Origin of the sequence: Mycobacterium sp. AZCC_0083, assembly GCF_014202335.1 — a bacterium.
Lineage (GTDB): Bacteria > Actinomycetota > Actinomycetes > Mycobacteriales > Mycobacteriaceae > Mycobacterium.
Genome location: NZ_JACHGP010000010.1, coordinates 277,512 through 299,969 on the forward strand (window position 1 = coordinate 277,512; position 22,458 = coordinate 299,969).

Here is a 22,458-nt window from a genome sequence, read left to right on the forward strand (position 1 = left end):
GCCTCGAGCTAGCCGTGTCCGCCTTCGGCTTCGACGGCACCCGCGGTGTCGCCCTCGGACGCACCTTCCTTGTCGCGCCGCGGAGTCTCACCCGCCGAGATCGGCACCGCGACGGTGGCCGAACCGGACCGTTCGAACGTGAACGTGAAGTTGTAGTTGAGGCCGTTGCTGATCGGCTTGGTCAGCGTTACCGCGGCCTCGACGGTGTTGGCGTCCTCGCTCGCATCCAGTGGGCTGAGCTGACCGTCGGGCGTGCCGACGACGAGGGTGCCCGAGGGACGCACGGTCGCGTTCCCGGTGATCGCCACCGAGCCGACGTCGGAGGTGATGGACACCAGGCGATCGGAGTCGGCAGGCGACTCGTTGACCGCCACGAACAACAGCTCGGCTTTGCTGCCGGGCTGGACGTAGTCGGAGGTCTGGGGAGCGCGCAGGTGGACGTTCCGCAGCGCCACTCCGGTCACGGGGTCGCCTGCCACGACGTTGGTGCCGTTGACCGCGGGTTCCTGGATGGCCATCTGAGAAACCTGGCCCGCGCTGCAGCCGGTCAGGACGACGGCTACGGCCAGTCCGCAGGCGGACAGGCCCGAGGTGACGGCGAAGGCGCGCGATCTTTGGCGGTTCACTCAAAGCCTCCTGCTCGGCCCACGCGACGACAGGGGCATCGTCGGGGTGGTTCGACTATGCAGAGTAGTAGGTGACGGTTCGCCGCGGTAGCCGAGGGCGCGCGGCGGCCGAAACCCGTACGCATGGTGCGTCGGCGAGCCTTGCTGAGCGTGTCGTCGGCGTGTCGAACGGCGGTCGAAGGCACCTGTGAAAAGGCCCGCCGGGGTTCGCTGGCACACGTGGGCGTTGCACGGATTCGTCACCATGTCAACCCCTGGTCTTCACCCGCAGTGCCCCTGACCTGCATTGTTGTTCTACACGTGTCAGGGCACCGTGCTAAGATTGAACAGTGAAAGGGGCTCTAATCTGATGATTTTCAAGGTCGGAGACACCGTTGTCTATCCACACCACGGTGCCGCATTGATCGAGGCGATCGAAACCCGAACCATCAAGGGCGAGCAACGAGAGTATCTCGTCCTCAAGGTCGCCCAGGGCGATCTGACCGTTCGAGTCCCCGCTGATAACGCAGAATACGTCGGCGTGCGTGACGTGGTTGGTCAAGAGGGCCTGGACAAGGTCTTCCAGGTTCTGCGCGCCCCACACACCGAGGAGCCGACCAACTGGTCGCGCCGCTACAAGGCGAACCTCGAGAAGCTGGCGTCGGGCGATGTGAACAAGGTGGCCGAGGTCGTCCGCGACCTGTGGCGCCGTGATCAAGAGCGTGGCCTGTCTGCAGGCGAGAAGCGGATGCTGGCCAAGGCTCGGCAGATCCTGGTCGGCGAATTGGCACTGGCCGAGAACACCGACGACGAGAAGGCTTCGATCATTCTCGACGAGGTTCTTGCCGCCGCTTCCTGACGTGGGTGCAGTACCCCGCATCGGTCTTGGTACCGACGTACATCCCATCGAACCAGGACGTCCGTGCTGGTTGCTGTGCCTGTCTTTCGACGACGCTGACGGCTGCGCCGGTCATTCCGACGGCGACGTCGCGGCACACGCGTTGTGCGATGCATTGCTGAGCGCAGCGGGTCTCGGTGATCTCGGCGCGGTGTTCGGCACCGACCGCGACGAGTGGGCCGGTGTCAGCGGCGCCGACATGTTGCGCCACGTCCATTCGTTGCTGGTCGCCGAGGGCTACCGGGTGGGCAACGCCGCTGTCCAGGTGATCGGCAATCGACCCAAGATCGGGCCGCGCCGCGCCGAGGCGCAAGAGGTGCTCTCCGGTCTGCTGGACGCGCCGGTTTCGGTCTCGGCGACCACGACCGACGGCCTCGGGCTGACCGGCCGCGGAGAGGGTCTGGCGGCCATCGCGACCGCTCTCGTGATCGAGGATGTGCCCGGTGTTGGCGGTTGAGCGCGAATAGGCCGGTAAGCTGGCCCGTCGTGACCGACGGAGCCGCGCTGGCGGCGACATCCAGCCGCGGCGCCGGACTGCGGCTGCACGACACCATGAGCGGTGCCGTGCGCGAATTCGTCCCGCTGCGCGAGGGCCACGCGTCGATCTACCTGTGTGGGGCGACCGTTCAGGGGCTACCCCACATCGGCCATGTGCGCAGCGGCGTCGCGTTCGACGTGCTGCGGCGCTGGCTCGCCGCAAAGGGCTACGACGTCGCATTCGTCCGCAACGTCACCGACATCGACGACAAGATCCTCAACAAGGCCGCCGACGCAGGCAGACCGTGGTGGGAGTGGGCTGCCACCTTCGAGCGGGCATTCGTGGAGGCCTACGACGCCCTTGGCGTGCTGCCGCCGTCGGCCGAGCCGCGGGCCACCGGGCACATCACCCAGATCGTCGAGCTCATCGAACGGCTGATCGCCGCGGGGCACGCCTACGCCAGCGGCGGAGACGTCTACTTCGACGTGCTGAGCTACGCGCAATACGGCCAACTCTCCGGCCACCGCGTCGACGACGTGCACCAGGGCGAGGGTGTTGCCACCGGTAAGCGCGATCAGCGTGACTTCACGTTGTGGAAGGGCGCCAAACCCGGCGAGCCGTCATGGCCGACGCCATGGGGTCCCGGTCGTCCGGGCTGGCACACCGAATGCGTCGCGATGTGCGAGGCCTACCTCGGCGCGGAGTTCGACATCCACGCCGGCGGCATGGACCTCGTCTTCCCACACCACGAGAACGAGATCGCCCAGGCGAAAGCCGTTGGAGACGGCTTCGCGCGCTACTGGATGCACAACGGCTGGGTCACCATGGGCGGCGAGAAGATGAGCAAGTCGCTCGGCAACGTGCTGGCGATTCCGGCCGTGCTCGGCAGGGTCAGGGCGGCGGAGCTGCGCTACTACCTGGGCAGTGCGCACTACCGGTCGATGCTCGAGTTCTCCGAGACGGCACTGCAGGATGCCGTGAAGGCGTACACCGGAATCGAGGACTTCCTGCACCGGGTGCGCAGCCGCGTAGGCACCGTGGTGCCCGGCGAGTGGACGCCGAAGTTCGCCGCCGCGCTGGACGACGATCTCGCCGTGCCGATGGCACTGGCCGAGGTGCACGCCGCCAGGGCGGAGGGCAACCGGGCGCTCGATGCGGGCGACCACGAGACGGCGATGCTGCACGCCCGGTCGATCCGGGCCATGATGGCGATCCTCGGGTGCGATCCGCTCGACGAGCGCTGGGTGTCGCGCGACGAGACGTCGGCAGCGCTGGCCGCCGTCGACGTGCTGGTACACGCCGAGATCGACCGCCGCGCAGAGGCGCGCGAACAGCGGGACTGGGCACAGGCCGACCAGATCCGGGACCGCCTCAAACGAGCGGGCATCGAGGTCACTGATACCGCGGATGGCCCACAGTGGTCGCTGCTGGATGGTGGCACCAAATGATCGGGCGAGCGAAGCGACGGGACATATAGATGGCTGGCAACTCTCAGCGCCGGGGCGCTGTACGCAAGGACGGCAGCAAGAAGGGGCCGGTCGTCGGATCGGGTGGTGTCCGTCGTCGCGGGCTGGAGGGCAAGGGCGCCACGCCGCCCGCTGCCGCCCGGCCCCATCACCCGGCCGCCAAGCGCGCGGCGAAGGCAGCCAAGCAGGCGCGCGGCAGGCAGGTCCGCAAGACCGACGAGACCGAGATGGTTCTCGGTCGCAACCCGGTGGTGGAATGCCTGCGCGCAGGGGTGCCCGCCACCGCCCTCTACGTTGCGCTCGGCGCCGAGACCGACGAGCGGATGACCGAAGCGGTCACCCGCGCAGCCGATTCCGGGATCGCGATCCTCGAGGTGCCCCGCGTCGACCTGGACCGGATGAGCACCAACGGTCTGCATCAGGGCATCGCGTTGCAGGTGCCGCCCTACGACTATGCGCACCCGGACGACATGCTGAGATCGGCAAAGTCCGAGGACGCGCCCGCACTGCTGGTGGCGTTGGACAACATCTCCGATCCGCGCAATCTGGGTGCGATCGTCCGGTCCGTCGCGGCGTTCGGCGGGCACGGGGTGCTGATACCGCAGCGCCGGTCGGCCTCGGTCACCGCGGTCGCGTGGCGCACCAGCGCGGGTGCGGCGGCCCGGCTGCGGGTGGCGCGCGCGACGAATCTGACTCGGACGCTGAAGAGTTGGGCCGACGCGGGGTTGCAGGTGGTCGGCCTTGACGCCGAGGGTGACACCGAGCTCGACGAGATCGACGGCACGCAGCCGATGGTCGTGGTGGTCGGGTCGGAGGGCAAGGGCCTGTCCCGCCTGGTCCGGGAGAACTGCGATGCGATCGTGTCGATTCCGATGGCAGGCAAGACGGAGTCGCTCAACGCCTCGGTGGCCGCGGGTGTGGTGCTGGCCGAGATCGCCCGCCAGCGAAGGCGCTGAAGGTCACACCCCGAACAACCGCAGCCCGGCCCAGAGCCCGGCCACCGCGACGAACACCGTCACCGGCGTCGTGCATAGCCCGATGCGGCTGAATTCGCCCATCGGAGCCGGTAATTCGTGCTGCCGCACCACCCGCCGCCACAGCAGGTTCGCCAGCGAACCGGCGTAGGTCAAGTTGGGGCCGATGTTGACGCCGATCAGGACGGCGAGGATGCCGGCAGGTCCTGATACCGAGACGAGTGGCAGCAAGACCAGCACGGCGGGAAGGTTGTTGACGACGTTGGACAGCACCGCCGCGACCGCCGCGATCCCGAGCAGCGCGAGGAAGGTGTCACCGGTCGGCAGCACCGCGCGCATCGCGGTGTCGAGGCCGTGCAGCATCACCGCATTGACCACCACGCCGAGGCACAGCACGAACGCCAGGAAGGGCACGTTGACGGCGTTCACGATGCCGCTGACGGTGCTGCGGCGCTGAGCAAGGCTTCGCACGCCGAGCACCACCGCGCCAGCCAGCGCCGCCCACGCGGGCGCGACGTCGAGAAGAGAGGTGACGGCGAACCCGGCGAGCGTGAGGACGAGCACGACGAGCACGAAGACCGGCACCTCGGCCTTCGGCGGTGGCTCCTTGGGGCCATCCCGTGGCTTGAGCTCTTTGGCGAAGAGCCAACGCAGCACCAAGAATTCGACGATCACCGCCGCCAGCCACGGCACCGTCATGACCGCGGTGAATCGTCCGAAGGACAGGCCCGCGGCGGTGAATGCGAGCAGGTTGGTCAGGTTGGACACCGGCAGGAGCAGCGAGGCGGTGTTGGCCAGATGCGCGGAGGCGTAGACGTGTGGCCTTGCCGGAATCGACAGCGTGCGGGCCGTCGCCAGCACGACCGGTGTCAACAACACGACCGTCGCATCCAGACTCAGGATCGCAGTGGTCGCCGCGGCGATGATGAAGACCATCACCAGAAGCCGCCGCGGATCGCCTGCACTCGTCCGTGCCATCGCGACACCGGCGGCATGGAAGAGGCCCTCGTCGTCGCACAGCTTCGCCAACACCAGTACCGCACCGAGGAATCCGACGACCGGCAGCAGTCGCCCGACCTCGTGGGTGGCGTCGTGCAGCGGTATCGCACCGATGGCGATCAGCAGGCCCGCCGCAGGTACGGCCGCGACGGCTTCGGGCCACCCACGAGGTCGGGCCATCGCGAACCCGAGGACGACGGCCAGCATCACCATCGAGATGACCCCGAGGACGGTCATCCGAACGCCTGCCAACGTTTCGTCGAGAGGAACATTCGGTGACGAGTCCATCGACGGACCCGACTCGACATCGCATGACACCGCGCCGTGGCTAGCGTCAGATCCATGCGTACGCGTTCGTTCGTCTCGTTCATCGTGTTTCTCGCGTCGGCGACCGCACTGAGTGTCCTTGGTCCGGTTCCTTCGGCGCCAGCAGCGCCAGGGGGATTCGACCTCCAGGCACACCGTGGCGGTCGCGGGGAGACCACTGAGGAATCATTGCGGGCCTTCTCGAAAGCGCTCCAACTCGGCGTGAGCACTCTGGAGCTCGACATCGTCCTCACGAAGGACAACCAGCCGATGGTCTGGCACGATCCGACCGTCGACCCTACCAAGTGCTCCGACACCGCACCGGCGTTCCCTGGCGACCCGCAGTATCCCTACGTAGGGAAGCTGGTGCACGACCTCACCATCGCACAGGTTCACACTCTGGACTGCGGCAAGCTGTTGCCCAACTTCCCCAACGCGGAGGTCGTGCGGCACAACAAGATCGCCACCCTGCCGGAGGTCTTCGCGCTCGCCGACTCCTACCGCGCCAACGTCCGCTACAACATCGAGACGAAGATCGAGGCGGAGAATCGCGAGAACTCCGCCAGTCCAGCAGAATTCGTCGACGTGATCCTGCCGGTGATCAGAGCGGCGGGCAAGATCGACAAGGTCGAGATCCAGAGCTTCGACTGGCGCTCGCTGCCACTGGTGCGCCAGCAGGAGCCGTCGATTCCGTTGGTGGCGTTGTGGGATGACACGACCTGGGTTCCCGACTCGCCGTGGCTGGCCGGGGTGAACCCCGCCGTCGTCGGCGATCCGATCACGGGTGCCACCATGGTTGGTGCCAACATCCTGTCGCCCGGCTATTCGGTGCCCACCGGATTGACAACCAAGGATCCGAACTTCGCGCTGGTGGCCGACAAGGCCTTCATCGAGCGGGCTCATGCGTTGGGGCTCCAGGTCATTCCGTGGACGATCGATGACGCCGACGTGATGCGCGCCCAGATCGCGGCAGGGGCCGACGGCATCATCACCGACTATCCGACGCTGTTGCGCAGCGTGATGGCCGGGCTCGGCATGCCGCTGCCGCCGGCCTACCACCGCGTCAGCTGATCGCCCACGGGTCCGCGCGCTCCCACAGCGTCGGAAGGTGAAGGGGCAGACCATCTTCGCGGGCGAGCCGGGTCAACACCCGCATCGAGACGTCGAGATCGTCGCCGGCGTAGGGCAACGCGCGCAGCGGCTCGTGCAGTGGCCGGAAGAAGTCGTCCCAGTGGATGAGCACCACGCGGCGCGCGCCGACGGCGCGCACGGCCTCCGACCAGTACTCGACGAGGTAGGACTCCGGTTGTAGGCCGAGTTGGCCGATGCCGAGATACACCACGTCTGCCCGCTGGCCGGCCAGCGCGCCTGGGACGAAGCCCGCGCTGCCGATGATCAGCAACCGGTGATCGGTGGGCCGGTGATGGATCAGGATCGACCACGCCTCACCGCATTGGTAGGCGGCGGCCTTCACCGGAGGGACGACGGGCGCGGTGATGGGCCCTGGGTAGCGATCCGGCGGACAGTGCTCACCCTCGATGAGGGTCAGGTCGAACGAGCCGAACGGTAGCGGCGAGCCGGGCGTCACGACCACCAGCCGGTCGTCGGGAAGGCCACCGCCGCAGCCGATTTGGGCGGCCGACGCCCCGCCGACCATTGCCGCGCCGGTGCGGTCGGCGACCACCGCCGAGTCCATCGCGTGATCGAAGTGGGTGTGCACGGGCATCACGGCCTCGAGCCGGTCCACGCCGAGGCGGGCCAGGCAGCCGTCGATCCGCGGCTGCGATGGCGTCAACGCCCGCGTGCCGACCGTCAGCAGCCCTGGCCGCGAGAAGAAGCCATCGGTCATCACCGCCGACGCGCCGTCGTCGACGAGCAGTGTCGTCACGCCCGCCCACGTCACGGTCAGTGGTGACGCCGCGGTCGCCGCGGGCTGGTCGAAGTACCCCGCATAGTCCGCGAGGTCGGGGCGGCCCAGTTTGAGGCGCATCAGACGAGCCCGACCGTCGTCGTGGGCCAGCCGTTTTCGGAGACGAACTCCGCCAGCGGACGTCCGAACGCCCAGCGGTCGATCTCCAGTGCAGGCCGGTCGGGGAACTCGGGCACCGGGCCGAGACACAGGATCGCCACCGGCTCCGCTTCGTCGGGCATGCCGAGCAGTCGCCCGAGCCGGACCGGGTCGAAGATCGACACCCAGCCAACGCCGAGGCCTTCGGCGCGCGCGGCCAGCCACAGATTCTGGATGGCGCAGGACACCGATGCGAGATCCATGTGCGGCAGGGTGCGACGGCCGAACACGTGGCCGCGCCTGCCCTCGCCAAGCGCGACGACGAGGAGTTCTGCGCACTCGAGGATGCCCTCCACCTTGAGCGCAAGGAACTCATCGCTGCGCGACCCGAGCGCGTGCGCGGTCTGCAGACGTTCCTCGGCGACGAGCCCATGAATCTGGCGGCGCAACCCGGCGTCGGTGATGCGGATGAACCGCCACGGCTGCATCAGTCCGACGCTGGGAGCGGCGTGCGCCGCCTGCAGCAGCCGGGCCAGGACGTCGTCGGGCACCACCGCGCCCGGCACGAACCGACGCATGTCGCGCCGCTCCGCAATGACGCGGTAGACGGCTTGCCGATCCGCCGTGCTGAACGCGTGCTCGCTCACGCGGGTCAGCGTAGATGGCACGATCGTGGTGTGACCCGAGAAGCGGTATTGATCACCGCATCGGAGCTCGCGCAGCACCTGGCTGCCGATGCGCCGGTGGCCGTCCTTGACGTGCGTTGGCAGCTGTCCGAGCCCGACGGGAGGGCCGCCTACGAGCGCGGCCACATTCCCGGCGCGGTGTACGTGTCGCTCGAGGACGAGCTGAGCGATCACACCGTCAGCGGGCGGGGGCGCCATCCCCTGCCGCGTGGGCGCAGCATCGAGCGGGCGGGCCGGCGCTGGGGCATCCGCGAGGGCACGCCGGTCGTCGTGTACGACGACTGGAATCGGGCCGGGTCGGCGCGGGCGTGGTGGGTGCTGACCGCAGCGGGCCTTCGCGACGTGCGGATCCTCGACGGTGGACTGCCCGCATGGATCGCTGCCGACGGCGCGCTGGAGGCCGGGACCGTGACACCGGAGCCCGGCGACGTGGTCGTCGATCACGACGATCTGTACGCGGGTGCGCTGTCGACGCTGGACGCCGACGGCGCTGCGGCGCTTGGCGCGCGGTTGCTCGACGCGCGGGCGCCCGAGCGGTTCCGCGGTGACGTCGAACCCATCGACCCGGTGGCCGGACACGTCCCAGGCGCCAGGAATGTGCCGAGCGCGGGTCTGCTTGGCGAGGACGGACGCTTTCTGCCCGACGCCGACCTGGCGCGACTGCTCACACCCGACGACGTTTCTGGCGTCTACTGCGGATCGGGTGTCACGGCGTCGGTGGTGCTCGCCGCACTGGCCGCCGTCGGCGTCGACGCAGCGCTGTATCCAGGCTCCTGGTCGGAGTGGAGTTCGAACTCAGCACTCCCGGTCGCCGTCGGCCCCGAGTAGGCCGACGGGCCGAGCGTCAGGCGTTGGCTCGCTCGCGAATCGGCTTGCCAAGTTCCGCACGCACGCCGCGGGTGACGTCGTCGGCCAGGACCTCGTCGGCACCCGACTCGATGCCGTCGAGTACCTGGCGGACCACGTCGGCGGGATCTGACTTGGGAGCGTCGCTGAACTTGCCCATGTCGGTGTCGACCAGCCCGACGTAGACGCCCAAGACCTGCACGCCGCGGGGGCCGAGTTCGGTGCGCATCGAATCCGTTGCGTACGCCACCGCGGCCTTCGACACCCCGTAGCTCGCCCCGATGGGTAACCACGCGAGTACCGACGCGACGTTGACGATGGCACCGGACCTCTCGGCGATCCGGTCGGCGAACGTGGAAGCCGTTGCGAGCGGGCCGAATAGGTTCGTCTCCAGCTCCGCACGGAGTTTGGACGTATCCGGGTCCAACACCGACGTCATGCGCGCGATGCCTGCGTTGTTGATCAGAACGCTCACGTCGGACGCCGTCCTTCCGGCCTCGGCGACGGATCGGGCGTCGGTGACGTCGAGCTGCAGCGCAACGACGCGTGGGTCTTCTGCATCGACCGTTTGTGGGTCGCGGGCCGCCGCATAGACCTTGGCGACGCCACGGTCGAGCAGCTGGGCGATGTACTCGCGGCCCATCCCGCGGTTGGCTCCGGTGACGAGCACAGTCTGACCGGCGAGCGAAGTCATGTGATTCTCCTGTAGTAAACCGTTCGGTGTACTTGCATTGGCGACTGTAGCAGCTGCTGAGAGGGTTGTAAACCGATCGGTCTACTTCACTGGATGCCTTGGTCGAGCAGCGTCTGCGCCGCCTTGCGGGCGTGTGCCCACGGCGTGCGGTCGTCGAGGGAGGTCGACAGCGCCCCGGCACCTTCGTAGAGCACGGCGAGCTGGTTGGCCAGCAGCTTGGGGTTGGCGGCACCGGCTTGTTTCGTCAGCGTGGCGAGGCCGTTCACGAAGTTGCGCTTGTGGGTGTGCACGATGTCTTGAACTTCTGGCATGGCGTCGGCAGCCTCGACGGCGGCGTTGTGGAACGGGCAGCCACGCATGGGTCCGCGCGGAGTGTCGAACAGTGCAAGGATCCGGGCGCGGGGGTCTCGCCGGTCGGCATCCGGTCCGGGTTGGATGGGGTCGCCGACGCCTCGCTGGATGGTGCGCAGGTACTCCTCCACCACGGCGGACTTGCTCGGAAAGTGTTGGTAAAGAGTCCGTTTGGATACCGACGCTTCGTTGGCAAGTCGCTCGACGCCGGTCGCGTTGATGCCTTCGTGATAGAACAGCCTGGTCGCGGTGTCGAGGATGCGCTGGCGTGCGCCACGACCACCCTGGGTACTCATGCCTGAAGTATACCGATAGGTTTACTTCGTGGCCAGAATCGACTCGAACAGACGCGCCGCCTCCTCGTGCGAGATCTCGGCGTGCTCACGCGTATCGCCCAGTCCGACAAAGACATTAACGCCGAGCGGTAGCAACACCTGCCTGACCGGGTCGACGAACCCGGTGAAGGTCTCGGCGAGCTCGAGGGTGATGAAGCCGTGCGCGAAACTCCACAACTGAGCCGCAATGCACTGGGGGTCTTGTTGTCTGACCCTGCCGGTGTTCACCAGCCGTGCGCACGCGTCCAGGACGTGAGTGTAGGCGCCCAAGAACGCGTGTGAACGTCCACTCGCGCAGGAGGATTCGGTCTGTTGGGGCCGATAGCTTCCGCGTGTCGACAGGCCGAACATCAGGTCGTAGAGGTGGGGGTTCTCGCGAGCGACCTGCCGACACGTCAGCGCCTGAAGCGCGAGATCGGCCATCGGATCGTCGGTCACGGGCAGTCGAAGAAACTCTGCGCCGAGCTCCTTGAAACCCTGATCGATGACGGCACGGGTGAGCTCGGGAATCCCACCGAAGTGGCTGTAGACCGCCATCGTCGACAGCCCCGCTGCCGCCGCGACCGTGCGGGCCTTGATGGCCGATGGCCCCTGTTCGGCCAGTAGGCGGATGGCTGCCTCGACGAGCCGCTCGGGCACACCCTCCGGCATTGCTTCACGACTCCCTTGCGACGTAAGGATAACTTCGTTATATTAGCCGATAACTTCGTTATTGCACGTCAATCCCGTCATGCGCGGCGTCCCTGAAAGGAAGGTCCCCGTGACTTCATTGCACGACCCCCTGAAACTGCCCTGCGGTCTGGTGCTGCCGAACCGGATCATGAAGTCCGCGTTGAGCGAAGGGCTCGGCGACAAGCGCAATGCTCCCGACGAGCGGCTGGAGCGGCTCTACACCAGCTGGAGCCGTGGCGGGTACGGTCTGATCGTCACCGGCAACGTGATGGTCGATCGCACGCAGCTCGGTGAGCCGGGCAACGTCGTCATCGAGGACGAGCGCAACCTCGACGCGTTGTCGCGCTGGGCCAAGACCACCAAGGACGCAGGCGTTCCGATCCTGGTACAGATCAATCATCCAGGGCGGCAGTCGAACCCGCTCGCGCTCGGGCACACGCCCGTCGCGCCGAGCCCGGTGGCCCTCAACTTCCCCGGTGCGGCAACGCCTCGTGAGCTGACGTCGAACGAGATCGAGGACATCATCGAGCGTTTCGCAGCCACGGCGGCGGTATGCGAGACGGCGGGATTCGACGGTGTGCAGATTCACGGCGCCCACGGATATTTGGTCGCGCAGTTCCTGTCGCCGTTGTCGAACCAGCGCGACGACGAGTGGGGCGGCGACCCCGAGCGGCGGATGCGCTTCGTGCTCGAAGTCGTACGCCGCATCCGCTCACGGGTGTCACCGAGCTTCGCCGTCGGCATCAAGCTCAACTCGGCCGACTTCCAGCGCGGCGGGTTCTCCGAAGACGAATCTCGCTCCGTGGTGGCGGCATTGGCGGGCGAGGGCATCGACCTGATCGAAGTCAGCGGCGGCAGCTATGAACAACCCGCCATGATGGGCAAGGCCGCCGACAGCACCCGAGCACGCGAGGCCTACTTCCTGGAGTACGCCCGCACGGTGCGCAGCCTGGCCGGTGACATCCCGCTGGCGGTCACCGGCGGATTCCGTTCCCGCGCCGCGATGGACGACGCCGTGGCCGACGGTGAGTGCGACGTCGTCGGTCTTGGCAGGCCGACCGCGACGACGACCGACGCCGCCGACGTGATCCTTGCCGGCCGCGCCGAGACGCTCACCCAACATCAGGTGCGCGCCGGAATGCGCGGTGTGCTCGGGCGGTTGATCGACATCAAATCGTTCGACGGCCTTCTCGAACTCTCCTGGCACACCGACCAATTGCATCGTGTCGGTGCGGGCCTCGAACCCGACCTCGATCGCGGACGCATCGCCACCACTCTCGCGATGCTGCGTCGCAACGGCACGACGTCCTTCGGCCGCAAGCGTGGCCTCTGACGCACGGTTACCGGGCAGTATCGATTCGATCGACTAACGTCACAGAGCATGTCCAGAGGTCCGGCCCCGCGACGTAGGGCGACTCTGGCCTCGTTGGCCGCCGAGCTGAAGGTTTCGCGCACCACGATCTCCAACGCGTACAACCGGCCGGATCAACTCTCGCCCGACCTGCGCGATCGTGTGCTGGCAACCGCCAAGCGGCTGGGTTACGCCGGGCCCGATCCGGTGGCGCGCTCGCTGCGCACCCGTCGGGCGGGGGCCGTCGGCCTGCTGATCACCGAACCGCTCAACTACTCGTTCAGCGATCCGGCGGCGATGGACTTCGTCGCCGGTCTCGCCGAGTCGTGCGAGGAAGCCGGGCAGGGCCTACTGCTCGTCGCCGTCGGGCCCAACCGCACCGTGGATCACGGCACGGCTGCCGTCCTCTCCGCCGGCGTCGACGGCTTCATCGTGTACGCCGCCTCCGACGACGATCCGTATCTGCCCGTCGTCGCGCAGCGCGCCCTGCCCACGGTGGTCGTCGACCAACCCAAGGACCTTCCTGGCGCATCCCGGGTCGGCATCGACGACCGCGCGGCGATGCGCGCCATGGCCGAGCACGTGGTTGGCCTCGGGCATCGCGAGATCGGGCTGTTGACGATGCGGCTTGGGCGCGACTGGCCGCACAGTGCAGGCGGCCCTGCGGTGGCCGATCCGGAGCGGGTCGACAGCCCGCACTTCCACGTCCAGCGCGAACGCATCAACGGCGTCCACGACGCGATGCGCGCCGCCGGGCTGGATCCAAAATCCCTGACCGTGGTGGAGAGCTACGAGCACCTTCCGACGTCGGGCGGGGCAGCCGCCGAGGTGGCATTGGAAGCCAATCCGCGGATCACCGCGCTGATGTGCACCGCCGACGTGTTGGCGCTCTCGGCGATGGACTATCTGCGGGCGCGCGGCATCTACGTGCCCGGCCAGATGACGGTGACCGGGTTCGACGGCATCCCCGACGCGTTGGCCCGCGGACTGACGACGGTGAAGCAGCCCAGCATCGAGAAGGGCAGGCACGCCGGGCGGCTGCTGCACAACCCGCCGCGCTCCGGCCTGCCCGTGGTCGAGGTGCTCGACACCGAAGTGGTGCGCGGCCGGACATCTGGCCCGGTCTAACGCCGCTGCTCCAACAGGTAGGTCAGCGCGCTCGCGACGTCCTCTGGGGATTCCACCCGATATCCCGCCAACGTGTCGCCGGGCCCGACCTTGACCCCGACGTCGCTCATCCGCATCCGCCGGAACACCTTCTCGTCGGTGACGTCGTCGCCGAAGAACACCACGGCCGTCGCGCCGTCCCGGTCGCGGATGATGTCGACCGCCTCACCCTTGTCGGTCGAGATGACCGCGAACTCCAGCACCGCCTTGCCCGCGGTGACCTCGGCGTCCCACGCCCGTGCGGCGGCCCGCGCCTCGTCCAGCGCATCCGCGCCATCGGCCGCGCTGGCATTGCGCACGTGCAGCGCGACACTGGCCAGCTTTGGCTCCACGGTCACGCCGGGTCGGTTCGCGGCGATCTCCGTCAGTTCGCTGATGATCCGGTCCAGCAGATCCTTGTCGATGTCGTGCGCGAACCCGGTGTCGAACTCCGCGCCGTGACTGCCAACCAGATGCACCGGCGGCGGCATGGAGGACAACTCGCGCAACGTGCTCAGGGCCCGCCCGGAGACCAACGCGACGGTGGTCGACGGTAGCGCGGCCAGCGCGAGCAGTGCCTCGGCAGCGCCGGGCAGGGGAAGGGCGTCGGCGGGGTTGGGGACGATCGGTGCGAGGGTGCCGTCGAAGTCAGAGGCGACGAGCAGGTGCGGTGTCGCAGCGACGCCGTCGAGCGCACGGACGAGATCTACCGGGAGGCGCACCGGTCAAATCTTAGGGTGTTCCCCATCGCCGATGAGTAGCCGCATCGCGAGGTCCAGTCGCTTGCTGACGTCGGTGGCCGAGGCGCGCCGGGTTAGCCAGGCCAGCAGGTTCGATAGCCACACGTCGGAGATCACGCGGGCGATGTGGAACTGGTCCTCGGTCGGCTCGCCCTCGCTCATGGCGCGGGCGAACATCGAGTCCATCAGCTTGCCGACGTGATCAACCTCACCGGCGGCCGAGGCATCGGCGAACACGAACGCACGCGTCATGGCCTCGGTCAGCAGGGGGTTGCGTTGCATGGAGCGGTTGAGCTTGCTGACCATGATGTTGAGTCGCTGATATGGGGTGCCGCCCGAGAGGGAAGCACGGTCGGTCTTGGCGTCGATGCGCTCGAACTCCCGGCCGAGAGCGGACACCAGGAGGTGCACCTTCGACGGGAAGTAGCGGTACAGCGTGCCGACCGCGACATCCGCGCGTTCGGCCACTGCACGCATCTGAACTGCCTCGTAACCGCCCTTGGAGGCGATGGCGAGGGTGGCGTCCAGGATGCGCTTTCGACGCTCGCGTTGAGCCTCGGACCCGAGTTCGGATTCTGCAAGAACGGCCACGTTCATCACCTGACGCGGGCTGGCGGCCGAATCGGACCCCGAACCCGGATTGGTAACTGCTGGCTGTGAAGACCCTGACATGCGGCGGTCAGCTCCTTCAGATTGCGCACTGGGTGAAAACGATACGCATGCCGAACTCTGATTTCCCACCTCCGTGCCCCCGGGACACCCACGTGTCCTGCTGTAATGGCGGTCGACTTGACGTCAGAACGCTGGCACCATTAGAACACGTTCTAGTGAGAAGCATCGCGTTCTCGCCCAAGGCTAGGAGGCCGGAGATGCCTGTTGCGTCCGCCACCGTCACTGACGAAGAGTTTGCCGTGCGCGACATGGTCCGTAGCTGGGCCGCGTCTTCGGACTCGATTTCGGCCGCCCGTGCGGTCGAGCAGGGCGACCCCGACGCGTGGCGGGCCCCGTACCAGGGCCTGGCGCGACTGGGGATCTTCGGCGTCGCGATCCCCGAGGAACTGGGCGGTGCAGGCGGAAGCGTCGAAGACCTCTGCCTGATGATCGACGAGGCGGCCGCCGCGCTGGTGCCTGGCCCGGTGGCGACGACGGCGCTGGCCACCCTGGTCATCACCGACGAGACCCTCCTTGAAGCACTGGCCTCGGGCGAACGCACCGCGGGCGTCGCGCTGCGCTCCGACATCGGCTACGAATCGGGCACCGCCACGGGCACTGCCGAGTTCGTCTTGGGCGGGTTGGCAGACGGCTTGTTGATCCTGCCCGCCGGTGCTGGGGGTCCCCCCGCTTGCGGGGGAGAGCGCAGCGACTCGGGGGTTGTTACTGCTGACAAGTGGGTGCTGGTCGACGCCACCGCCGACGGCGTGACGGTCGAGGCATTGACCGCCACCGACTTCTCGCGCCCGCTGGCTCGCGTCACGCTGTCGTCGGCGCCTGCCGCCACGCTCGATCTGGCGTATCAGCGCGTCGTCGACCTGGCCGCCACCGTGATGGCCGCCGAGGCCGCCGGGCTGGCGCGCTGGATGCTCGAGACGGCGACCGAGTACGCGAAGGTGCGCGAGCAGTTCGGCAAGCCGATCGGCAGCTTCCAGGCGGTCAAGCACATGTGCGCCGAGATGCTGCTGCGTTCCGAGCAGATCCGGGTCGCCGCCGCGGACGCGGCGGGCGCCGTCACCGACAAGGACGAACTGCAGCTGTCGATCGCCGTTGCGGTCGCTGCTGTCATCGGCATCGAAGCGGCAAAGGTCAACGCGCGCGACTGCATCCAGGTGCTCGGCGGCATCGGCATCACCTGGGAGCACGATGCGCATCTCTACATGCGCCGTGCCTACGCCCTTGCACAGTTCCTCGGCGGCAAGTCGCATTGGCTGCGGCGCAGCACGGAGCTGACCCGGGCCGGCGTGCGCAGGCAACTGCACGTCGACGTCGTTGGCGCCGAAGACATTCGACCTGAGATCGCGGCCACCATCGCCGACATCGCGGCCCTGACCGAAGACAAGTGGCGGGTGGCACTTGCCGAGACGGGGCTGCTGGCGCCGCACTGGCCGAAGCCGTACGGGCGCGCCGCCACCCCGGCCGAGCAGTTGGTGATCGACCAGGAGCTCGCCGCGGCGGGTGTCGCGCGTCCCGACCTGGTCATCGGATGGTGGGCTGCGCCAACGATTCTCGAGCACGGAACCCCGGAGCAGATCGAACGCTTCGTACCTCCCACGTTGACCGGCGAGGTGTTCTGGTGCCAGCTGTTCAGTGAACCGGGCGCAGGTTCCGATCTCGCCTCACTGCGCATGAAAGCCGTTCGCGCCGAAGGTGCGGACGCGAGGAGCAATGGAAGGTCAGGTTGGCTTCTCACCGGGCAGAAGGTATGGACGTCGCGAGCGGACTGGGCCCAGTGGGGTGTGTGTCTCGCGAGAACGGACCCAGACGCTCCAAAACACAAGGGCATCACGTACTTCCTGGTCGACATGCGCTCTGAGGGCATCGACATCCGGCCGCTGCGCGAGATCACCGGCGACAACCTCTTCAACGAGGTGTTCTTCGATGACGTGTTCGTGCCCGACGAGATGGTCGTCGGAGACGTCAACGGTGGTTGGCCGCTCGCCCGCACCACGCTGGCCAACGAGCGGATCGCGATGGCCTCCGGCGGTGCCCTCGACAAGGGCATGGAGCATCTACTCGAAATCGTCGAGGGGCGTGACCTCGACGTCGCCGAACTCGACCAGCTCGGCGTTCTGATCGTGGCGGCTCAGGTGGGCTCGCTCCTCGATCAGCTGATCGCGAAGATGGCTCTTGGCGGCCATGATCCGGGTGCGCCGTCGAGTGTGCGCAAGCTGATCGGAGTGCGTTACCGGCAGTCGCTCGCCGAGATCATCATGGAGTCCTACGCCGGATCCGGGATCGTCGATTCGCCCGACGTGCGGTACTTCCTCAACACCAGGTGCCTGTCCATCGCGGGCGGCACCGAACAGATCCTGCTCACCGTCGCAGGCGAACGGCTCCTCGGCCTGCCGCGTTAGTACGTGGTCTGCGCGCAGGCGCTCGGCGAGGTCAGGTTGACGTTCGCGTACACCACCTGGATGTACGAGCAGACGATGTAGTCGGCGTCGGTCTTCGGCTGGCCGGTGGACCAGTCGGTGGTGCGGGTGTTGCCGTGCAAGGTGAACTTCTCGGGCGGTCCGCCGTCGAAGTACACGGTGCTGAACTCAACCGGCCCAGCGGATTTGAACATCCTGGTGTTGGGGGCATCGAAGTCGGAGTCCAGGTAGACCAACTTGTTCATCGACCGCAGCGTGGTGTTCTGCTTAGCGTAGAACTGGGCAGGGAAACCGGTCGGACCGTCGGGCGTCAGCAGGTTCGCTGCCGACGTGAAGTAGCACTGGTTGTCGGCCTTCACGCAGTTGGCGGTGGTATGGATCTCCAGCGTGGTCACGTCGTCGATGGGGATCGACGCGGTGGCGGAGTTCTGCGCGGCCGCGGACACGGCCGTCGGCGCGACGAGGGCCATGGCGAGCCACGTCGCCGAGATCAGCGCGGCAGAGCAGGCAAACCGTTTCATGGTGCTCCCTCTTCAGGTCCGGCGAATGTTAGCCCGCGGCCTATTCGTCGTAGGTGACTTCGACCGAATCCGATGTTGGGTGGGATTGGCAGGCGAGGATCAAACCCTCGTCCAGGTCGGACTGTTCGAGCACGTCGTTGACGTGCATGTCGACGGTGCCGGATTTGACCAGCACCGCGCAGGCCCCGCAGTGCCCCTCGCGGCAGGAGAACGGTGCGTCCAGGCCCTTGTCGAGCAGCACGTCGAGGAGCTTGGCGTTGCGCGGCCAGCTGACCTCGTGGGTCTCACCGTCCAGCGTCACTACCGCCGTTGCGGGCCCCTCGTCGCTGTCGTCTTCCTCGATCACCACTGCGGCGAACGGGTCGGACTCCAGCGATTTGAAGACCTCGATGTGCACCCGCTCCGGTGCCGCACCTGCCGTTTTGAGGGCTTCCTCGGCGCCGGCCATGAACGGGCCAGGGCCGCAGACGAAGGCGTCCCGGCCCAGGTACTGCCCGATCAGACCGCCGAGCGCCACCGCGGTCGGCAAACCCTGAACCGTCTCGAGCCAGTGCACGACTGTCAGCCGGTCGGGGTACTTGGCCGCGAGATCGCGCAATGCCGCGGCGAAGATCACCGACTTCTCGTCGCGGTTGGCGTAGATCAACGCCACCTTGCCGCTGCCCTCGGACAGCGCCGACTTGAGAATCGCCATCATCGGGGTGATACCGCTGCCCGCGGCCAGCAGCAGGAAGTCGGTGTCCAGCGTCTTGGGCACGAACGTGCCCGACGGCGCCAGCACGTGGATCTTCATGCCGGGGTGCGCGTTGTCGCACAGCCAGTTCGATGCGTAGCCGCCGACGGTGCGCTTGACGGTGACGGTCAGCGCGTCGCCGGTGAACGGCGAGCTGCACAGCGAGTAGCAGCGGGCCACCGAGCCGGTGCGGTCGCTTGGCACCCGAAGGGTGAGGAACTGGCCTGGCGCGTAGCGCAGCCGGTCGGCCGGGATCGGCGGGGCGTCTGGTCCGTCGGGAACCTTGAAGACCAGTGAACGCACGTCGGCGGTCTCGTCGACGACATCTGCCACCTGCAGCTCGAGCACATGGCTGCCGAGCGGCTCATCCGTCACAGTCCGTACTTCCTCTCGTCGTACTTGCGCCTCAGAACTAGAACACGTTACAAAAATGCTCTTCCGCAGGTCTAGCGACCGTGGGATTGCCTTACTCGACACAAATCGTAACGTGTTCTAATCTTCTGACTAGTTCTCGATACTCTAGATATCTAGCCCCGCCGATCCTGGAGGCAAACCAGTGACGTCCATTGAACAACGTGACGTGCAGTCCGTCCTAGATGGCATCGATGATTTGTTGCCGCTCATCAGCAAGCGCGCCCAGGCCACGGAGGATCTCCGCAAGCTTCCCGACGAGACCGTCGCCGAGCTCGACGAGGTCGGTTTCTTCAAACTGCTGCAGCCCGAACAGTGGGGCGGACTGCACTGCGACCCTGCCGTGTTCTACGAGGCGGTGCGCCGGCTGGGCAGCGCATGTGGCTCCACCGGTTGGGTCGGCTCGATCCTCGGCGTGCACAACTGGCACCTTGCGCTGTTCGACCAGAAGGCTCAGGACGAGGTCTGGGGCGACGACCCGACCGTCCGCATCTCGTCGTCCTACGCCCCGATGGGCGCGGGCACCGTAGTCGACGGCGGCTACCTCGTCAGCGGCTCGTGGAACTGGTCATCGGGCTGCGATCACGCCACGTGGGCCTTCCTCGGTGGTCCGGTCATCAAGGACGGCCGTCCCGTCGACTTCGGCAGCTTCCTGATCCCCCGCTCCGAGTACCGCATCGACGACGTCTGGCACGTGGTCGGCCTTCGCGGTACCGGCAGCAACACGGTGGTGGTCAAGGACGTGTTCGTGCCGTCGCACCGGTTCCTGTCCTACAAGTCGATGAACGACCGCACCGCCGGTGGCCTGCAGAACAACACCGACCCGGTGTACAAGATGCCGTGGGGCACCATCCATCCGACGACCATCTCGGCGCCGATCGTCGGCATGGCCTATGGCGCCTACGCCGCCCACGTCGAGCACCAGGGCAAGCGGGTGCGCGCCGCATTCGCGGGGGAGAAGTCCAAGGACGATCCGTTCGCGAAGGTCCGCATCGCGGAGGCGGCCAGCGACATCGACGCCGCGTGGCGCCAGCTGATCGGCAACGTCAGCGACGAGTACGCGTTGCTCAAGGAGGGCAAGGAGATTCCGTTCGAGCTGCGTGCCCGCGCGCGTCGCGACCAGGTGCGCGCCACCGCCCGCTCGATCTCGTCCGTCGATCGGCTGTTCGAAGCATCGGGTGCCACCGCACTGAACAACGACGCTCCCGTGCAACGGTTCTGGCGTGATGCCCATGCCGGGCGAGTGCACGCCGCCAACGAGCCGGAGCGCGCCTACCTCATCTTCGGCAACAACGAGTTCGGGCTGCCGCCCCAGGACACGATGGTCTGATGACTCAGTCTTTATCGACGCCCGAACAAGTCGTAACGTTCGAATCCACCTCGCGCTACGCGCAGGTCCGCATCGGGGCGAGCGAAGCGACGGGAGAAGCCCGTGACATGCGCCTGCACTACCACGAAGCGGGCGTTGGGAATTCCGAGACGGTGGTGTTGCTGCACGGTGGCGGACCCGGCGCGTCGAGCTGGTCGAACTTCTCCCGCAACATCGCGGTGCTGGCGCAGCAGTTTCACGTGCTCGCCGTCGATCAGCCCGGCTACGGGCACTCCGACAAGCACACCGAACACGAGCAGTACAACCGCTACAGCGCCACCGCGCTGCTGAACCTGTTCGACCATCTCGGCATCGAACGGGCTGCGCTGGTAGGTAATTCGCTCGGCGGAGGCACCGCGGTGCGGTTCGCCCTCGACAACCCGAAACGTGCCGGCCGGCTGGTGTTGATGGGCCCCGGCGGACTGAGCGTGAACCTATTCGCGCCCGACCCGACAGAGGGCGTCAAACTGCTCGGCAAGTTCACCGTCGATCCCACGCGCGAGAACATGGAGAAGTTCCTGCGCATCATGGTCTTCGACCAGAAGCTCGTCACGCCAGAGCTGATCGACGAACGGTTCGCCATCGCCAGCCAGCCCGAGTCGCTTGCCGCCGCCAAGGCGATGGGAAAGTCGTTCGCAGGCCCCGACTTCGAGCTCGGCATGATGTGGCGTGAGGTGTACAAACTGCGCCAGCCGGTGCTGCTGATCTGGGGCAGGGAGGATCGGGTCAACCCGCTCGACGGCGCCCTGGTGGCACTCAAGCAGATCCCGCGCGTGCAACTTCACGTGTTCGGGCAGTGCGGGCACTGGGCTCAGCTGGAGAAGTTCGAGGAATTCAACAAACTGACCGCCGATTTCTTGAGCGGATCCAAGGGGGCCTGATCATGAGCATGAAGTCCCTTGGCTACCTGCGCATCGAGGCCACCGACGTGGGGGCCTGGCGCGAGTACGGCCTCAAGGTGCTCGGCATGGTCGAGGGCAAGGGTACGACCGACGGTGCGTTGTATCTGCGGATGGACGAGTTCCCTGCCCGTCTGATCATCGTCCCCGGTGAGCACGACCGGCTGATCCAATCCGGCTGGGAGACAGCCAATGCCGCGGAACTGCAGGACATCCGCAAGCGGCTCGACGTCGAGGGCACGCCGTACAAGGAGGCCACGGCCGCGGAACTCGCCGAACGCCGGGTCGACGAGATGATCAGGTTCGACGACCCCTCCGGCAACACCCTGGAGGTGTTCCACGGCGCCGCGCTGGAACACCGCCGTGTCGTCAGCCCGTACGGGCACAAGTTCGTCACCGAGGAGCAGGGGCTCGGCCACGTGGTGCTGACCACGAAGGACGACGTCGAGTCGCTGCACTTCTACCGCGACGTCCTCGGCTTCAAGCTGCGCGACTCGATGCGGCTGCCACCGCAACTCGTCGGAAGGCCTGCCGACGGCCCTCCTGCGTGGCTGCGCTTCTTCGGCGTCAACCCGCGTCATCACAGCCTGGCGTTCATGCCGGGTGAGACCCCAAGCGGCATAGTCCATCTGATGCTGGAGGTCGGGGAAAGCGACGACGTCGGCCTGTGCCTCGATCGTGCGCTGCGCCGCAAGGTGCCGATGTCGGCCACGCTCGGCCGCCACGTCAACGACAAGATGCTGTCGTTCTACATGAAGACCCCTGGCGGCTTCGACATCGAATTCGGTTGTGAAGGACTCGAAGTCGAGGACGACGACTGGATCGCGAGAGAGAGCACCGCGGTCAGCCTGTGGGGCCACGACTTCACCATCGGCTTCAAGTAG

At 67.1% G+C, this 22,458-nt stretch carries 23 protein-coding genes; 12 read left to right on the plus strand and 11 right to left on the minus strand.

Annotated features, from left to right (window positions below; genetic code table 11):
* Positions 1–8: 8 nt before the first annotated feature.
* A complete protein-coding gene (locus tag HNP02_RS25505; RefSeq protein ID WP_184443314.1) occupies positions 9–626 on the minus strand; it encodes a hypothetical protein in 618 nt (205 codons plus the stop codon).
* A gap of 349 nt (positions 627–975) precedes the next feature.
* Between HNP02_RS25505 and carD the strand changes: the two genes are divergently transcribed.
* Genes carD through rlmB form a run of 4 tightly spaced genes read left to right on the plus strand, consistent with a single transcriptional unit; the run spans position 976 to position 4,403 of the window.
* The gene (gene carD / locus HNP02_RS25510) at positions 976–1,464 is read left to right on the plus strand and encodes an RNA polymerase-binding transcription factor CarD (RefSeq protein WP_149370684.1); all 489 of its coding nucleotides are present in this window, start codon (positions 976–978) and stop codon (positions 1,462–1,464) included.
* Position 1,465: 1 nt separating this feature from the next.
* Positions 1,466–1,960 (plus strand): 2-C-methyl-D-erythritol 2,4-cyclodiphosphate synthase, encoded by a 495-nt coding sequence (gene ispF, locus HNP02_RS25515; protein ID WP_184443319.1) that lies wholly within the window; start codon positions 1,466–1,468, stop codon positions 1,958–1,960.
* Positions 1,961–2,007: 47 nt separating this feature from the next.
* Complete coding sequence (gene cysS / locus HNP02_RS25520) at positions 2,008–3,429, plus strand: cysteine--tRNA ligase (RefSeq protein ID WP_255506951.1); 1,422 nt, start codon at positions 2,008–2,010, stop codon at positions 3,427–3,429.
* A 29-nt stretch (positions 3,430–3,458) separates the two neighbouring features.
* Complete coding sequence (gene rlmB / locus HNP02_RS25525) at positions 3,459–4,403, plus strand: 23S rRNA (guanosine(2251)-2'-O)-methyltransferase RlmB (protein WP_184443321.1); 945 nt, start codon at positions 3,459–3,461, stop codon at positions 4,401–4,403.
* Positions 4,404–4,406: 3 nt separating this feature from the next.
* On the opposite strand, the gene HNP02_RS25530 is transcribed toward rlmB, so the two are convergent.
* Positions 4,407–5,657, minus strand: a complete 1,251-nt coding sequence (locus HNP02_RS25530; RefSeq protein ID WP_184443502.1) for an SLC13 family permease — start codon at positions 5,655–5,657, stop codon at positions 4,407–4,409.
* 105 nt (positions 5,658–5,762) lie between these two features.
* On the opposite strand from HNP02_RS25530, the gene HNP02_RS25535 reads away from it, so the two are divergent.
* The gene (locus HNP02_RS25535) at positions 5,763–6,797 is read left to right on the plus strand and encodes a glycerophosphodiester phosphodiesterase (protein WP_184443323.1); all 1,035 of its coding nucleotides are present in this window, start codon (positions 5,763–5,765) and stop codon (positions 6,795–6,797) included.
* Here the strand turns inward: HNP02_RS25535 and HNP02_RS25540 are convergent.
* Both HNP02_RS25540 and bluB read right to left on the minus strand, forming a co-directional pair.
* The gene (locus HNP02_RS25540; RefSeq protein ID WP_184443325.1) at positions 6,790–7,716 is read right to left on the minus strand and encodes an MBL fold metallo-hydrolase; all 927 of its coding nucleotides are present in this window, start codon (positions 7,714–7,716) and stop codon (positions 6,790–6,792) included. The two genes, HNP02_RS25535 and HNP02_RS25540, sit on opposite strands and share 8 nt — an antisense overlap.
* On the minus strand, positions 7,716–8,381 hold the full coding sequence (gene bluB / locus HNP02_RS25545; RefSeq protein ID WP_184443327.1) for a 5,6-dimethylbenzimidazole synthase: 666 nt from the start codon (positions 8,379–8,381) through the stop codon (positions 7,716–7,718). The genes HNP02_RS25540 and bluB overlap by 1 nt, the downstream gene beginning before the upstream one ends.
* Before the next feature lie 30 nt (positions 8,382–8,411).
* On the opposite strand from bluB, the gene HNP02_RS25550 reads away from it, so the two are divergent.
* Positions 8,412–9,248, plus strand: a complete 837-nt coding sequence (locus HNP02_RS25550; protein WP_184443329.1) for a sulfurtransferase — start codon at positions 8,412–8,414, stop codon at positions 9,246–9,248.
* A 16-nt stretch (positions 9,249–9,264) separates the two neighbouring features.
* Here HNP02_RS25550 and HNP02_RS25555 read toward each other — a convergent pair whose 3' ends face one another.
* The 3 genes from HNP02_RS25555 to HNP02_RS25565 all read right to left on the minus strand — a co-directional run bounded on the left by HNP02_RS25555 (position 9,265) and on the right by HNP02_RS25565 (position 11,297).
* Positions 9,265–9,960, minus strand: coding sequence for an SDR family oxidoreductase (locus HNP02_RS25555; RefSeq protein ID WP_184443331.1), 696 nt, complete (start codon positions 9,958–9,960; stop codon positions 9,265–9,267).
* 86 nt (positions 9,961–10,046) lie between these two features.
* A complete protein-coding gene (locus HNP02_RS25560; protein WP_184443333.1) occupies positions 10,047–10,607 on the minus strand; it encodes a TetR/AcrR family transcriptional regulator in 561 nt (186 codons plus the stop codon).
* Between the two features lie 21 nt (positions 10,608–10,628).
* A complete protein-coding gene (locus tag HNP02_RS25565) occupies positions 10,629–11,297 on the minus strand; it encodes a TetR/AcrR family transcriptional regulator (RefSeq protein WP_184443335.1) in 669 nt (222 codons plus the stop codon).
* Positions 11,298–11,406: 109 nt separating this feature from the next.
* Here HNP02_RS25565 and HNP02_RS25570 point away from each other — a divergent pair, with 109 nt between their 5' ends.
* Together HNP02_RS25570 and HNP02_RS25575 are read left to right on the plus strand one after the other, a co-directional pair.
* Complete coding sequence (locus tag HNP02_RS25570) at positions 11,407–12,651, plus strand: NADH:flavin oxidoreductase/NADH oxidase family protein (RefSeq protein ID WP_184443336.1); 1,245 nt, start codon at positions 11,407–11,409, stop codon at positions 12,649–12,651.
* Positions 12,652–12,699: 48 nt separating this feature from the next.
* On the plus strand, positions 12,700–13,797 hold the full coding sequence (locus HNP02_RS25575; protein ID WP_184443338.1) for a substrate-binding domain-containing protein: 1,098 nt from the start codon (positions 12,700–12,702) through the stop codon (positions 13,795–13,797).
* Here the strand turns inward: HNP02_RS25575 and otsB are convergent.
* Both otsB and kstR read right to left on the minus strand, forming a co-directional pair.
* Positions 13,794–14,537: a trehalose-phosphatase gene (gene otsB / locus HNP02_RS25580; RefSeq protein ID WP_184443340.1), complete on the minus strand. Its 744-nt coding sequence runs from the start codon at positions 14,535–14,537 to the stop codon at positions 13,794–13,796. The genes HNP02_RS25575 and otsB overlap by 4 nt on opposite strands.
* 3 nt (positions 14,538–14,540) lie before the next feature.
* A complete protein-coding gene (gene kstR, locus HNP02_RS25585) occupies positions 14,541–15,146 on the minus strand; it encodes a cholesterol catabolism transcriptional regulator KstR (protein ID WP_184443342.1) in 606 nt (201 codons plus the stop codon).
* A 278-nt stretch (positions 15,147–15,424) separates the two neighbouring features.
* Here kstR and HNP02_RS25590 point away from each other — a divergent pair, with 278 nt between their 5' ends.
* Positions 15,425–17,623, plus strand: coding sequence for an acyl-CoA dehydrogenase (locus HNP02_RS25590; RefSeq protein WP_184443344.1), 2,199 nt, complete (start codon positions 15,425–15,427; stop codon positions 17,621–17,623).
* Here the strand turns inward: HNP02_RS25590 and HNP02_RS25595 are convergent.
* Both HNP02_RS25595 and HNP02_RS25600 read right to left on the minus strand, forming a co-directional pair.
* A complete protein-coding gene (locus tag HNP02_RS25595; protein WP_184443345.1) occupies positions 17,620–18,162 on the minus strand; it encodes a hypothetical protein in 543 nt (180 codons plus the stop codon). The two genes, HNP02_RS25590 and HNP02_RS25595, sit on opposite strands and share 4 nt — an antisense overlap.
* Before the next feature lie 40 nt (positions 18,163–18,202).
* Entirely contained in the window at positions 18,203–19,270 is a 1,068-nt protein-coding gene (locus tag HNP02_RS25600; RefSeq protein WP_184443347.1) for a ferredoxin--NADP reductase, read from the minus strand.
* A 181-nt stretch (positions 19,271–19,451) separates the two neighbouring features.
* Between HNP02_RS25600 and hsaA the strand changes: the two genes are divergently transcribed.
* From hsaA to hsaC, 3 genes are read left to right on the plus strand one after another with little or no spacing between them, the layout of a single operon-like run.
* Positions 19,452–20,636, plus strand: coding sequence for a 3-hydroxy-9,10-secoandrosta-1,3,5(10)-triene-9,17-dione monooxygenase oxygenase subunit (gene hsaA, locus HNP02_RS25605; protein WP_184443348.1), 1,185 nt, complete (start codon positions 19,452–19,454; stop codon positions 20,634–20,636).
* Positions 20,636–21,556 (plus strand): 4,5:9,10-diseco-3-hydroxy-5,9,17-trioxoandrosta-1(10),2-diene-4-oate hydrolase, encoded by a 921-nt coding sequence (gene hsaD, locus HNP02_RS25610; RefSeq protein ID WP_184443350.1) that lies wholly within the window; start codon positions 20,636–20,638, stop codon positions 21,554–21,556. The genes hsaA and hsaD overlap by 1 nt, the downstream gene beginning before the upstream one ends.
* 2 nt (positions 21,557–21,558) lie before the next feature.
* Positions 21,559–22,458, plus strand: coding sequence for an iron-dependent extradiol dioxygenase HsaC (gene hsaC, locus HNP02_RS25615; RefSeq protein ID WP_184443352.1), 900 nt, complete (start codon positions 21,559–21,561; stop codon positions 22,456–22,458).

Excerpts from the sequence above, each read along its gene's own strand:
- rlmB (WP_184443321.1), top strand. The coding sequence starts at position 3,459 with ATGGCTGGCAACTCTCAGCGCCGGGGCGCTGTACGCAAGGACGGCAGC.
- hsaC (WP_184443352.1), top strand. The coding sequence starts at position 21,559 with ATGAGCATGAAGTCCCTTGGCTACCTGCGCATCGAGGCCACCGACGTG.
- HNP02_RS25555 (WP_184443331.1), bottom strand. The coding sequence starts at position 9,960 with ATGACTTCGCTCGCCGGTCAGACTGTGCTCGTCACCGGAGCCAACCGC.
- HNP02_RS25535 (WP_184443323.1), top strand. The coding sequence starts at position 5,763 with ATGCGTACGCGTTCGTTCGTCTCGTTCATCGTGTTTCTCGCGTCGGCG.
- hsaD (WP_184443350.1), top strand. The coding sequence starts at position 20,636 with ATGACTCAGTCTTTATCGACGCCCGAACAAGTCGTAACGTTCGAATCC.
- carD (WP_149370684.1), top strand. The coding sequence starts at position 976 with ATGATTTTCAAGGTCGGAGACACCGTTGTCTATCCACACCACGGTGCC.
- HNP02_RS25595 (WP_184443345.1), bottom strand. The coding sequence starts at position 18,162 with ATGAAACGGTTTGCCTGCTCTGCCGCGCTGATCTCGGCGACGTGGCTC.
- HNP02_RS25540 (WP_184443325.1), bottom strand. The coding sequence starts at position 7,716 with ATGCGCCTCAAACTGGGCCGCCCCGACCTCGCGGACTATGCGGGGTAC.
- HNP02_RS25565 (WP_184443335.1), bottom strand. The coding sequence starts at position 11,297 with ATGCCGGAGGGTGTGCCCGAGCGGCTCGTCGAGGCAGCCATCCGCCTA.
- HNP02_RS25530 (WP_184443502.1), bottom strand. The coding sequence starts at position 5,657 with ATGACCGTCCTCGGGGTCATCTCGATGGTGATGCTGGCCGTCGTCCTC.
- HNP02_RS25575 (WP_184443338.1), top strand. The coding sequence starts at position 12,700 with ATGTCCAGAGGTCCGGCCCCGCGACGTAGGGCGACTCTGGCCTCGTTG.
- HNP02_RS25590 (WP_184443344.1), top strand. The coding sequence starts at position 15,425 with ATGCCTGTTGCGTCCGCCACCGTCACTGACGAAGAGTTTGCCGTGCGC.
- HNP02_RS25560 (WP_184443333.1), bottom strand. The coding sequence starts at position 10,607 with ATGAGTACCCAGGGTGGTCGTGGCGCACGCCAGCGCATCCTCGACACC.